Source organism: Pseudomonas tritici, assembly GCF_014268275.3.
Classification (GTDB): Bacteria; Pseudomonadota; Gammaproteobacteria; order Pseudomonadales; family Pseudomonadaceae; genus Aquipseudomonas; species Aquipseudomonas tritici.
The window spans coordinates 4,373,705-4,385,970 of the sequence record NZ_CP077084.1 but is presented as its reverse complement, the minus strand read 5'-3'; the positions used below and the strand labels follow the sequence as shown (position 1 = coordinate 4,385,970).

Here is a 12,266-nt window from a genome sequence, read left to right as displayed (position 1 = left end):
ACTCCGTGGGTGAGTAAGGGTTCGAATTCATTTGCTGAACGATTGCCGCAGAAACGTAGTAATCAGTCCTACCACCTGTTGTTGGATCTCTACTCTGGGTCGGGCCCCTTCACCATCGCGGCAAATCATGCCATCGCCTGGCGAGTCCTCTTCGATCAACGCCATGCCGCCCGGCTTGCAGGTCGACATAAAGCTGAAGTGAGTGGCGTCGGCGATCTCTACGTAGTGCGTCGATGCTTTAGGCAACCGCTTGGCCATGTCGGCGGACTCCAGGTTGGGGTCCATATCCTCCGTTGGCACGCCCCCCGCAATCACCAGTGCCGGCACCGGCAGTGCGGCCAGGCTGGCGTCGGTGAAGCCGCGCGACAGGCCCAGGTCCAATGTCACCACGGCGCCGACGCGTGGGTCGCGCAGGGCAGCGGCCAGTTGGGCCTTCGCAGCCGGTGTCTCGGCGGGTTTGATCTGCTGGTAGCCGATGCAGCCACCCAACTTCGGGTGTGCAGTGCAGTCCTGGGCGAAGAGGTCCGGGTCGAAGCGGGCACCGGCGATTTCCATGGCCGTCCATCCCCCAATAGAGTGACCCACCACGGCGATCCGGTTTTCCGCCACCGTGCCGAACTGCTTCGGCTGGGCGATCACCGCATCGATGGCCCGGCTCAGGTCTTTGGGCCGTTGCCATAACTGCGCGGCAGCCTGCGGGCTGCGGTCCTTGCTGGTGGTGCCGGGATGGTTGACCGCCGCCACGATGTAACCCCGATGGGCCAAGGCGCTGGCCAGCCACACCTGATTGCCCCAGTTACCGCCGTAACCATGGGAGAGCACCACCAGCGGGTGTTCGCCGCTTTGCGCAGGCGCGTCGGGCACCGCGAGGGCACCGAAGGACACTGCGTCGTCACGAATCAGCTCGGGTGCGGTGGTGGTGGCGGTGGGGTACCAGACGACCATTTGCAACGGGCGCTGCTTATCAAGGACGGTGATGTTTTTGAAGCCGATAGCTGTGGTATCGGCGAATACCGGCGCCGCCATGATAATCAGCAGCAGTGCGGTGAGGGTGCTTTTCACAGTTTTATCGTCCTTGATGTGAGGGCCGCATCATGCCTTGAAACAGAACGTTTTAATAGAGGGGAGGCGGGACTAGGAAGTTGCTGACGTATTCCTACTTTTAAGTATGACGGCGTTGTCCTTCGTTATTTTAGGACGTGGGTGGCTTTATTCGGTTAATTAATCGTGCAATGGTGGGGGCGTAAATCTTACAGTTGGATTGATTTGAGCCTTATGTGTTTACTCCTGACGCTATGGTGATGATTATGGAAGGCACGATTGTGTTTGTTCGTAGTTCAGTCCCACGCAAATATCTGCTCGCATTGGTTGCTGCTTTGGTGATTTTCATTAACGAAGTAGTGCAGGCGCAGGAAAGGTCTATTCCTAAGTCTGAGGCGCCCGGCCCCGTGCTCGTGTTATCTAATTCCGATACCAGTCACGGTGTAGGGTTCGCAAGTTTCAGTGTTGTGAACTCTGATTTTCCACCCGGGACCCTCGCTGATCCCAAGCAGTTAGTGGAAGTGCAATGGAATACGACTTACTATCCTGAAAGCATCATGGAGGATGTGAAGTTGTGCTACTCGCGCCCCTTCAGTTCTCAAGAGGACTGCAGGAAAATTCTTCCAAACTCTTCTGGAATACTATCGGACTTCAATGTTCAATCTTTCGGTAATGGCTCACGTGTCAGAATCTATCATGATGTATACGGGGGGACGCCCCGCTACACTCGGCCTTCGGGTGCAGACTCAGTGGCATTTAAATACAGGTACTAACTAAATGGAAACTGCTTGGGATTAAGTGGCTTTCGTGTTTATTTTTAAATAGATAACCAACGTATATTTAATGCCGGGTAGCTTCGGTTTCCTCCTGGGCTGGGAGAACATCCATGATCACTGTTCAACCTCAGGCATCCGCATCCTACGGGCGCATGACAACAAGTAGTTCCGTCAGTGCCGCGCCGTTGTCTACGGTTCCACACGCTAACGATAAGACGGCTGTGGCTTCAGCTACGATCCGTGACGTTACTAGCAGCACGGTCTCAATCCTGGCTCGTCAACTGAGCGAAGCCGCAACCCGGGCTGAAACCCGGGCCGGCCAGATGAGCGCCAACCCACTCCATTCGATAATGGGTGACAATTACCTCGCCAATAAAGCCCAGCACGATACGGAAACGCCCAGCACCGAAAACCCGGAGCTCCTGGCACGGGCGCGGCAAGCCACTGGTTTCGTCAACGGTACGGACAGCAACCCGTTTAAAGAACTCGCGCGCAATCAGCTCAGCCTGATTGCCGGGGATGACGATGGCTCCTTCACCGTCAATGAACGACGTGCAGCGTGGGAAGCGCTGGTATCAACGGCGCCCAAGGTCGCCACCCAGTCGGCCCCAGCTTCCGTTAACGGCCGCGACCTCATGATTTCGCGCTTGTACAACGGCAATGAACCCCCCGTCGCCAAGCCACCTGCCACTATCTACAACGGCACTCAAAACCACGCCGACTTCCTCAACCGTGATGACCGTGCCTTGATCTCGGATATGTACGCCTATGCAAAAGCGGAAGGTGCGGACCTGTATTTCGTAGATCGAGTGGCCATAGAACTCGGCACCTACCGTCATTACAGTGACGGCCTTCAACTCGCGGGGAGCAACGTTCGCTATAACTGGGACGGGTTCCAGGTGACGTTCGACTACAAGCCAGAGGACGCCACAAGCGCTTCAGGAATCCTGGAGGGTTCGGCGATCAACAGCACCCGTCTCGACCAAGGCTTTTTACGATATATCCTGAGTCCGAGCCAGGGAACGTTCTCCAATATTGGGGGCATACCCTTCCTGGAGCGGATGGTAAAAAAATTCTCCAGTGAAGGCGCTGATCAACCTCCACTGGGCAGCGAGTTCGCCACCTTCAAAAGAGCCAAGCGCGAAGACCATGTCGTTCAAACCACGGACAAAAACATAAGGCTCCCGTCTTTCAAAGCACTTACCGAAACCGTGAATGGTGTCTGGCACCTCACCGAGCACGGCAAGACCGATGGCTATTTGATGGATAAGTCCACCGGTAGGCTGTACAAGCCCAGTGATCCTCTAAGCGATCAAGTGCAACAGCGTTCGCCCTTGAATATTCCTGCCGGCGAAGCGCCCAACAACACCCTGCTCGACGCTCTCGCAGACACCCGCGAGCAGCCAACAACACGATGGATCTGGCCCGGCCATCTGTTCAAACTGATGAAAAACTTCAAACCCTGAAGCGCGACTGTCTGCCAGGCACTGCAAGCGCATTTTGCTGATGCGCATTGCAGCCCAGCCGCCTCAGGCACCCGCGCCTCCCCGTTAAAGCCTACGCGTGCGTAAGCCCCGTCAACGTATCCGCAATGGTCTTCGTGCGTTGCGCTGTCCCCTCAGTCGCACGGCTTGACGCCTCCAGTGCATCGAGCATTTCGCGCAGCGCGCCCACCCCAGTGGACTGGTCCTCAATCTGCTGGGCAACACGCTGGATCTCGCTCGACAGCAGATCGATATCCACACCAATCTCCGCCGCATTCTTACGCGTGATCTCTGCCAGTTTGCGCACTTCGTCCGCCACCACTGCAAAGCCCCGGCCCAGGTCGCCCGCGCGCGCCGCCTCGATGGCGGCGTTGAGCGCCAGCAGGTTGGTCTGCCCGGCGATTTGCTGGATCACCTGCACAATCGACTGGATACGCAAACTTGAACCCGCCAGGGTGCGTGCGCCTTCCACTGCGACATCTGCCTGGTTCGACAGCCCCTCCACCGTCGCTCCAGCCTGGGCAGACACGCTGTTCTGCCGATCAATGGTGCCCACCAAATCATCCATCGACGCATGCAACTCACCCGAGTAATGCTTGAGCTGCGAAGCAATGTCCTCCTGCTGCCGCTCGGCTTGCGCCAACACTTGGCCCAAGTCTGCCAGGCCTTCGAACACCGGCAGGATATTGCGGTCCAGCCCACGGGTATTCAGGGTGTCGGTAAAGTCTTTGTTCTTGAACGCGTTAATCTGCTTGACCACCACATGGTTCAATCCCGCCAGTTTCTTCACCTGCCGGCGCAGGAAAAACGCCTTGAACTCGCCGTAATGGGCGATGAAATTGTCGACGTACTCGTCATTGAAACTGGCGCCTTTGGCCACCCGAAAGAAGAAAATCGCCGTCAGCGTCTGGTTCAGGTTCAGCCCCAGGATTTCACCAAAGGTCGAAAACCCCGCCAGCGGCACATCCCCAAACGTGCCGGCCATGCTGCCCAGTTCGGCGCCGTTGTTCAGCCGGCGCAAAATGCAGTCATTTAGGATACCCGCCACCGGCTGGCCACCCTTGCCGCGCAAAAATTGCTCGTAGTCCAAACGCGTTGCCTCACGCAACGGCGTACGCCGCACCATCACCAACTCTTCACCGGGCGCCACGTCGCAAAACAGCTGCACGATCTGCTGCTCATAGTCGATGCGCGCGATGGAGCGCACGAACAATTCACTGCCCACGCGGATGGCAAACGAGTAGTCCGCCAGTTTCGATTCCAGCGCCTGGGGCGTGCAGTTGAACGCATCGCACAGCGCTTGCACCATGCTCTTGATGTTGCCGCTGCTGTCGATCACCTGGTCAATCGTGCGGTCCTCTACCGACGCGGTCAGCACGCTGAAGGTCAAATCCGCCGGCTTGAAATTCTGGCTCTTGAACACGCCAAACCGCACCTGGGCTGCCGTCTTCAGGAACACAATCTGCGCATGGTTCTGATAACTGCGCTGGCCGTCGTGGATCAGCGTCTTCTGGAAGTCCGACTTGCCCCCGGCCGACCCGCCCACGAATAAACACGGAAAACGCCCGGACTCATACAGTGCCTCCATGAAAAACGACTCCGACGCCGACAGCCCGTCGAACACCACGTAAGCCAAGGTATCGCGATGATCGATCTGCGTACGCACCTGCACCCGCTTGATATTGCTCACCAACTTGGCAATCCGCTCCTGCATCCCCAGGCGCTTGCCGCCACTGCGAATGTCCTCACACTCCAACGGCACCATCACCACCTCGGCGCAAGCGATCACGCTGTCGTCGAACAGCTGCAACACAATCCGGTCCCAGCGTTCGCCAGTGGCGCAGTAGAGCGAATTGGCTGCGTTGCACAACTCGCCGGACGTGGTGCACAGGCTGATGGTGCTTTGGGGAAAGCGCCGTTTGAGCTTGGCGGCGATTGGGTCGATGTCCAGGTGCGGGGAGATGAAGCCGGTGATGAGCGTAGGGCTGATGCGCAGGAGGGCTAAGGACGGCTCCAGTTCGCTGGCTGTGCAGGTGAGCGTGGTGGTGCCTTGACGGTCGGGCCGGGCTTTTTTGAGAAGGGCGAGTGGGTTCATGGTGGGGGCTCGATCGGGAGGGGGCGCAGGGTGTAGGCATGCGGTTAGTAAGGTTATCGGCGGGTGGGGGGAGGACAGGAGGGGAGGTTGGGGGGGGGCGACGGATGGCCGCACTTGGCAGTGAGAACTATGTGAAGCCGCGGGTCCTGCAATTAGTGCGTGACCTTAGAGAGTAGTGGTTTAAATCCGGGACAATCTGCCGCTCAACCTTGGTATTGGTCAATACAACCCCATAACTACCCTGTATCCATTGAACACAAGGGGCAGACCATGACCAACCAAACCGAAACCGCCATCCTCGCCGGCGGCTGCTTCTGGGGCATGCAAGACCTGCTCCGACGCTATCCCGGCGTGCTGCACACCCGTGTCGGCTATACCGGCGGTGATGTGCCGAATGCTACTTATCGCAACCACGGTAACCACGCCGAAGCGATTGAGATCGTCTTTGACCCGGCTGTAATCACTTACCGGCAGATTCTTGAGTTCTTTTTCCAGATACATGACCCGAGCACGCCTAATCGGCAGGGGAATGACCTTGGGCCCAGCTATCGTTCGGCGATTTATTACCTGAGCGAACAGCAAAGGGACATTGCCGAAGATACGGCAGCAGACGTTGATGCTTCTAAGTTATGGCCGGGGCGTGTGGTGACTGAAATTGAGCCGGCGGGGCCATTTTGGGAGGCGGAGCCTGAGCATCAGGATTATCTGGAGCGGATACCGAATGGGTATACCTGCCACTTCGTGCGGCCGAATTGGAAGCTGCCGAAGCGGGGTTGAGAGGGGGCGGCAGAGGAAGATGATTAGGCCTTAAATCGCGTGGTCGTGATTCATCTCCCAGTGAAATTATTGACTGTTCCTTGCGTCTCACGCCAGCAGTGCTGGCGCGATGCTTTCACCTGTAGATAAACGACGAATCACTTGCGGTAATGGCGTCGAAACTCGGTTTTGCCGTCATACAGGCGCTTGCAGGCTTTTCTGGAAAGAATGGCGCAGGGAGTCAGCACGGCTGCAAATACGCACCACAACAGCGTGGCGTTGGTAAACAGATGGTCGTGGGCCAGCTTGGTGACATACCAGCTTGCCCCGACTGAGAGCACGATAAAAAAGATCACGCTTGCGAGAGGGGTGCCGTAGGAGATTTCTGCATGGCAGCCGCGACATACGCGGGCGCCCCATGGGACGTTGTTCATGCAGTGCGGGCAGGTGATGGTGCTGTTCGTTGACACAGGTTCATTCCTTTGAGGTTGTTCAAGGGGGCGCATTCTACGGTAAACCCTCCTGTACTACAGCCTCTCGGATTTGCGTTTGTGCCTGGAGGACTGCTGCGCAGTCCCAGCGGGAGCAAGCTCCCTCGCCACAGGCTTGGTGACCGTTGCTATCCCTTTGCTACGCCTACACGCCATTGCGCAGGTGGCAGGATTCCATTGACCAGGTAATTGCCCACAATCCGCGACTTGTACACGCGCGGGTTGTGGTTTGCCAGGGTTCGCGCGTTGCGCCACAGGCGGTCCAGCGCCTTGTTGCTGGCGGTGGCACTGGCGCCCAGGGCATCGAACAGTGCGGTGGTTGCTGCCAGCGTCGCATCCACCACCGGGTTCACGGCCAGGCACACTTCCAGCTCCGCCAATGCGACGTGCGGGTCGTCATCGTGCAACGGCTGATCGTGGGCGATCACGTACTGCGCCGTGTGCTCCAGGCGCTGCGCGGCCTGCTGGGCGATGGCTCGCGCGGCGTAGGCCTGGCTGGCGACTTCGCCGATCACTTGCAGCAGTTGCACATCCTGGCCTGCCGTGTCGGCATTGCCGGTGGTGAAGGTTCGGGCGCGTCTGCTCAGCTCTTCGGCGCCACTGAGGGCCGCGCGGCGGGCGATGCCGGCGAGGGTGCTGAGGTGGTAGAGCTGGAAGAACGATTGCCCATGGCCAAAACGCTGTTGAGTGGGGCGCACATCGTCGTCCACCACGGGCGCGTTATCGAAGAGGCAGGTGCCGCTGGCGGTGAGGCGTTGGCCGAAGCCGTTCCAGTCGTCGACGATCTGCACGCCGGGGGCTTTCAGGTCGACGACCACGCTGTAGATCGTGCCGTCTTCGCCGGTGGCGATGGTGTTGATCAAGTCGCTGTAGAGCGCGCCGGTGGTGTAGAACTTTTTGCCGGTGATGCGCAACGCGCCTGCTTCGTCACGGTGTAGGCGGGTTTCGAAATCACCGCGCGTCTGGTTGCCGACTTCGGTGCTGCCCGGGGACAGCAGGGCGCCCTGGCCGAGGCGGTCCAGCCATTTGGCGCGCCAGTCGTGGTCCTTGGCGCTGAGCACGTCTTCGCAAAAACCGAAGTGCCCGCGCAGGGCTTGTGTGATGTTGGAGTCGGCGGCGGATAATTCCGTGAGCAGCGCCAGCAGCTCGACCAGCGTTGCATCCTGGCCGCCATAGCTGGCTGGCAGGCGCCAGCGCGGCAAGCCCAATGCGTTCAGTTGCTGGATCACTGTGGCGAGGCTGCCGCGGGTCTGATCAGCCACGGCTGCCTGGGCGAGAATCTGCGCGAAGAGCGGCCGAAACGGCGCGACCAGTTGTTCGTAGCGGGCAGTGGGCGGTGTGCCCCAGATATTCAAAGCGGGAATTGGCATGCAATGGACCTTGCTGAAAGTGGTTCAGGTGCTGGGGTCCAGTGGTCTGGTGACGTCACCCTAACCCAAGGGTGGCGAAGTTTTTAATACGAAAATTAGCTAGCGAGCTGTGAGACGGTTCTATCGATAGTGCCCAACAGTATTAAGCGTCGGGCTTTTATTGCGATAGTTTCTACGGCAAACGACCAGACTGCATGCCCACAGATGGTTCAACAGCCATCTATTCCTGTGGGATTTCTTATGATCAACCGTCGCACACTGCTGTCCTTGCTGGGCTTGGCCTCTCTTGCATGTTATGGCCAATCGGCAGGGGCAGCCGGACCGCTGACCCTCACCGTGGGCGACCAGTTCTTCTCCAACCGCATCGTGCTGGAGTTGTCGGGCGAGCTGAAAGACTTGCCCTACACCATCGATTTCAAGCGCTTCAATACCGGCTCCCCGGTGGCCTCTGCCGTGGCGAGTGGCGCGCTGGATGTAGGCATCGTCGGCGATACCCCGGTGATCAGCCTGGCCGCCAATGGCGCGCCGGTCAAAGTGGTCGCCAGCACCCAGACCAGCCTCGACGGCGTGGGCATCGTGGCGCGCAAGGGGATTAAGTCGGTGGCCGACCTTAAAGGCAAGACCGTCGCTATCTGGAATGGTTCGTGGAGCCAACAACTGGCGTACAAGGCGCTGGATGAGGCGGGTGTGCCGCGCAGCAGCGTCAACTTCAAGTACCTGTTGCCGGCAGAGGCGAGCCTGGCGCTGACCCAGGGTGACATCGACGCCTTCGGTACCTGGGAACCCTACGTGTCGTTGCAGGAAAAAGAGGGCAGCACCTTGATCCGCAATGCCAAGGGCCTGATGAGCGCGCCGACCTACATCGTGGCGTACGAGCCGGCCCTGGCGCAAAAAAGCGCGATCATCAAAGACTTCATTGCGCGCCTCACCCGCGCTCGGGCGTGGAGCAGCACGCACGTTGATGAGTACGCCGAGGCGTGGTCCAAGGCCAACCAGTCGGCGCCGGACATCGCCAAAGTGTGGTTCAAGCGCGATGCGATCCAGGTGCTGCCGATCTCGCCGACGATCGTCAGCGAGGCCCAGGCCACGGCGGATTTTTTGGTGGATGCGCAGATGTTGAAGCAGCGGTATGACGTGGCGCCGTTGTTTGATCGGGTGCTTTAAAACGCGGAGTGCCGAGTCTGGAGTAGGTGTCCCCAGCCTTCCTGAAACAAAGAATCCGTAGAGGCGGCGGGGGTTAATCGCGAGAGTCTTTACAAAACGCTGAAGGGCGGATCAAAAACGCGCTATGAGACGATTCAGAAGCTGATGATGGCGTTAGGGGTTGAGCTGACTGTGCAGCCGATTGCGATCCAAAAAACACCGGCAGTCGTCCGCAAACCTTAGTACGAAAACGCGCACTTAAGCACGAAGCAGTTCGAGTGTGGGAGCTGGCTTGCCTGCGATCGCGGTGGATCAGCTAAAGGTGTACCGGCTGACAGTCCGCCATCGCAGGCAAGCCAGCTCCTACAGTTGTTTGCGTGTTTTTGCCTTACCGCACCAGGCACGGCTGCTTGTTGTTGAAGCGCCATCCCGGAATCAGGAATTGCATCGCCACGCTGTCATCCCGGGCCCCGAGGCCCATGCCTTTGTACACGTCATGGGCCTTGGCCACGGCGTCCATATCGATCTCCACACCCAGGCCTGGCTTGCTCGGCACTTTCACGTAGCCGCCTTCGATTTTCAGTGGCGCCTTGGTCAGGCGTTGACCGTCCTGCCAGATCCAGTGGGTGTCGATGGCGGTAATGTCGCCCGGCGCGGCGGCGGCGACCTGGGTGAACATCGCCAGGGAAATATCGAAGTGGTTGTTGGAGTGCGAGCCCCAAGTCAGGCCCCATTCATGGCACATTTGCGCGACGCGTACTGAGCCCTGCATTGTCCAGAAGTGTGGATCGGCAAGAGGAATATCGACGGATTGCAGCTGGATGGCGTGGCCCATTTCGCGCCAGTCGGTGGCGATCATATTCGTGGCGGTTTTCAGCCCGGTGGCCCGACGGAATTCGGCCATGACTTCGCGGCCCGAGTAGCCGTTTTCGGCACCGCAGGGGTCTTCGGCATAGGCGAGCACGTGGTGCTGGTCGCGGCACAGGCGGATGGCTTCTTTCAATGACCAGGCGCCATTTGGGTCGAGGGTGATGCGGGCATCCGGGAAGCGTTCGGCCAGGGCGGTGACGGCTTCGATTTCGGCATCGCCACTGAGCACGCCGCCTTTGAGCTTGAAGTCGTTGAAGCCGTATTTGGCTTTGGCGGCTTCAGCGAGGCGCACTACGGCGTCGGCCGTCAGGGCTTTTTCGTGGCGCAGGCGGAACCATTCATCGTCGCTGTCGGCCTCGTTGCGGTAAGCGAGGTTGGTAGCGCTGCGGTCGCCGACGTAGAACAGGTAACCGAGCATTTTCACGGCATCGCGCTGCTGCCCTTCGCCGAGCAAGGCGGCCACCGGGACGTCGAGGAATTGACCCAGCAGGTCGAGCAGCGCGGCTTCCATGGCGGTGACGGCGTGGATCGTAATGCGCAGGTCAAACGTCTGCTGGCCGCGCCCGGCAGCGTCGCGGGAAGCAAAGGTGCTGCGCATCTGGTTGAGCACGCGCTGGTACTGGCCAATGGGTTGGCCGATCACCAGGCTGCGGGCGTCTTCCAGGGTTTCGCGGATGCGCTCGCCACCGGGTACTTCGCCCACGCCGGTGTTGCCGGAGCTGTCTTTGAGAATGACGATATTGCGCGTGAAGTAAGGCCCATGGGCGCCGCTGAGGTTGAGCAGCATGCTGTCGTGGCCGGCGACGGGGATGACCTGGAAGTGAGTAATAACGGGAGTGTTCATGGCAAGTTCCTAAATGGGCTCAAAGAGGTTTGCTGAGGGCGGCGCCCGTAGGCACAGTTGGCGCCAGCGCGGCTGAGGGCGACGTCTTGGCAAAAAACACCAGGATCGCAGCGAGCACTGAGGTGCCGGCCAGGCCATAGAGGCCGCCCTGGATCGAACCGGTGGTCTGTTCCAGAAAGCCAAAGGTGGTCGGTGCTACGAAGCCGCCCAGGTTGCCGATCGAGTTGATCAGCGCGATCACCGCGGCGGCGATGCGCACATCCAGGTAGCCCTGGGGGATAGGCCAGAACAGCGACGACGCCGACTTGAAGCCGATGGCCGCAAAACAGATCGCCACAAAGGCAAAGATCGGCCCGCCGGTGGTGGACATGAACATGCCCGCTGCGGCAATCAATAGCGCCGCAGCGACCCAGGCTTGCTGGAACTTGAACTTGCCCGACAGCGAGGCGAAGGCGTACATGGCAATGATCGAGATCAGCCACGGGATCGAGTTGAAGAAGCCGACCTGTATATCACTCAAGTCGCCCATCTTCTTGATGATGCTCGGTAGCCAGAATGTCGCCGCGTAGATCGTCAGTTGGATGCAGAAATACAGCGCGCAAAACAGCAGGATCTGGCGGTCTTTCAGCAACTTGCCGATGGTCGGTTTGACGGTGGTGAGGGCCTCACGTTCGCGCTGTTCCCTGTCGATGGCATTGACCAATGCGTCCTGTTCTTCGCGGGTCATCCATTTGGCGTCGTGGGGTTTGGAGTCCAGCCAGAACCACACAAAGAACCCCAGCGCCACCGAGGCCAGGCCTTCAATGGCAAACATCCACTGCCAGCCGTGGAAGCCAAACCCTTCGATCTGCAACAGTGCGCCTGAGAGGGGGCCGGAAATCAGTGAGGCGACCGCCGAGCCGCTGAGGAAAATCGCGATGGCTTTACCACGCTCCACGCCGGGCAGCCAGCGGGTGAAGTAGTAGATCACCCCAGGGAAGAAGCCGGCTTCGGCCACGCCCAGCAGGAAACGCAGGATGTAGAAGTGGGTTTCGTTCTGGATGAACGCCATCATCGTCGCGACGATGCCCCAGGTGAACATGATGCGGGTCAGCCAGATTCGCGCCCCGACCTTTTGCAGCAGCATGTTGGAGGGCACTTCGAAGAGGGCGTAGCCGATGAAGAACAGGCCGGCGCCAAAGCCATAGGCTGCGGCGCCAATGCCCAGGTCATGCTCCATGTGCGTGCGCACAAAGCCGATATTGACCCGGTCGATGTAGTTGAGGATGAACATGATCACGAACAGTGGGAGCACGTGGCCCTTCACTTTGCTCACGGCGCGCGCGAGGACTGGATCACTTTCTGGTGCGGCAGATGCATGGCTTGAATTGTTCACAATTCAAAACTCCCCCTGATT

9 protein-coding genes and 1 pseudogene are annotated in these 12,266 nt (G+C 59.2%); 4 read left to right on the top strand and 6 right to left on the bottom strand.

Features of this window, described 5'->3' with window-relative positions; genetic code table 11:
- Nucleotides 1–27: 27 nt before the first annotated feature.
- Complete coding sequence (locus HU722_RS19880) at nucleotides 28–1,062, bottom strand: alpha/beta hydrolase family protein (protein ID WP_065891045.1); 1,035 nt, start codon at nucleotides 1,060–1,062, stop codon at nucleotides 28–30.
- An 865-nt stretch (nucleotides 1,063–1,927) separates the two neighbouring features.
- On the opposite strand from HU722_RS19880, the gene HU722_RS19875 reads away from it, so the two are divergent.
- The gene (locus HU722_RS19875) at nucleotides 1,928–3,283 is read left to right on the top strand and encodes a hypothetical protein (protein WP_139114575.1); all 1,356 of its coding nucleotides are present in this window, start codon (nucleotides 1,928–1,930) and stop codon (nucleotides 3,281–3,283) included.
- A 91-nt stretch (nucleotides 3,284–3,374) separates the two neighbouring features.
- Here HU722_RS19875 and HU722_RS29035 read toward each other — a convergent pair whose 3' ends face one another.
- Nucleotides 3,375–5,396, bottom strand: coding sequence for an FIST N-terminal domain-containing protein (locus HU722_RS29035; RefSeq protein ID WP_065891044.1), 2,022 nt, complete (start codon nucleotides 5,394–5,396; stop codon nucleotides 3,375–3,377).
- 270 nt (nucleotides 5,397–5,666) lie between these two features.
- On the opposite strand from HU722_RS29035, the gene msrA reads away from it, so the two are divergent.
- The gene (gene msrA / locus HU722_RS19865) at nucleotides 5,667–6,173 is read left to right on the top strand and encodes a peptide-methionine (S)-S-oxide reductase MsrA (protein ID WP_065874221.1); all 507 of its coding nucleotides are present in this window, start codon (nucleotides 5,667–5,669) and stop codon (nucleotides 6,171–6,173) included.
- 137 nt (nucleotides 6,174–6,310) lie between these two features.
- Here msrA and HU722_RS19860 read toward each other — a convergent pair whose 3' ends face one another.
- Both HU722_RS19860 and HU722_RS19855 read right to left on the bottom strand, forming a co-directional pair.
- Nucleotides 6,311–6,622: a hypothetical protein gene (locus tag HU722_RS19860; protein ID WP_065874220.1), complete on the bottom strand. Its 312-nt coding sequence runs from the start codon at nucleotides 6,620–6,622 to the stop codon at nucleotides 6,311–6,313.
- A gap of 149 nt (nucleotides 6,623–6,771) precedes the next feature.
- Nucleotides 6,772–8,013 (bottom strand): acyl-CoA dehydrogenase family protein, encoded by a 1,242-nt coding sequence (locus HU722_RS19855; RefSeq protein WP_065890407.1) that lies wholly within the window; start codon nucleotides 8,011–8,013, stop codon nucleotides 6,772–6,774.
- Nucleotides 8,014–8,253: 240 nt separating this feature from the next.
- Between HU722_RS19855 and HU722_RS19850 the strand changes: the two genes are divergently transcribed.
- Nucleotides 8,254–9,177 carry an ABC transporter substrate-binding protein gene (locus HU722_RS19850; protein ID WP_065874218.1) on the top strand — a complete coding sequence of 308 codons (924 nt, stop codon included), beginning with the start codon at nucleotides 8,254–8,256 and terminating at the stop codon, nucleotides 9,175–9,177.
- A gap of 60 nt (nucleotides 9,178–9,237) precedes the next feature.
- Nucleotides 9,238–9,399: pseudogene (locus HU722_RS29090) on the top strand (helix-turn-helix domain-containing transcriptional regulator); the annotation flags it as partial.
- A gap of 145 nt (nucleotides 9,400–9,544) precedes the next feature.
- Here the strand turns inward: HU722_RS29090 and gudD are convergent.
- Nucleotides 9,545–10,870, bottom strand: coding sequence for a glucarate dehydratase (gudD, locus tag HU722_RS19845; RefSeq protein WP_065874217.1), 1,326 nt, complete (start codon nucleotides 10,868–10,870; stop codon nucleotides 9,545–9,547).
- 19 nt (nucleotides 10,871–10,889) lie between these two features.
- Nucleotides 10,890–12,245, bottom strand: a complete 1,356-nt coding sequence (locus HU722_RS19840; RefSeq protein ID WP_065890405.1) for an MFS transporter — start codon at nucleotides 12,243–12,245, stop codon at nucleotides 10,890–10,892.
- Nucleotides 12,246–12,266 lie beyond the last annotated feature (21 nt).

Excerpts from the sequence above, each read along its gene's own strand:
- HU722_RS19875 (WP_139114575.1), top strand. The coding sequence starts at position 1,928 with ATGATCACTGTTCAACCTCAGGCATCCGCATCCTACGGGCGCATGACA.
- HU722_RS29035 (WP_065891044.1), bottom strand. The coding sequence starts at position 5,396 with ATGAACCCACTCGCCCTTCTCAAAAAAGCCCGGCCCGACCGTCAAGGC.
- HU722_RS19855 (WP_065890407.1), bottom strand. The coding sequence starts at position 8,013 with ATGCCAATTCCCGCTTTGAATATCTGGGGCACACCGCCCACTGCCCGC.
- gudD (WP_065874217.1), bottom strand. The coding sequence starts at position 10,870 with ATGAACACTCCCGTTATTACTCACTTCCAGGTCATCCCCGTCGCCGGC.
- msrA (WP_065874221.1), top strand. The coding sequence starts at position 5,667 with ATGACCAACCAAACCGAAACCGCCATCCTCGCCGGCGGCTGCTTCTGG.
- HU722_RS19850 (WP_065874218.1), top strand. The coding sequence starts at position 8,254 with ATGATCAACCGTCGCACACTGCTGTCCTTGCTGGGCTTGGCCTCTCTT.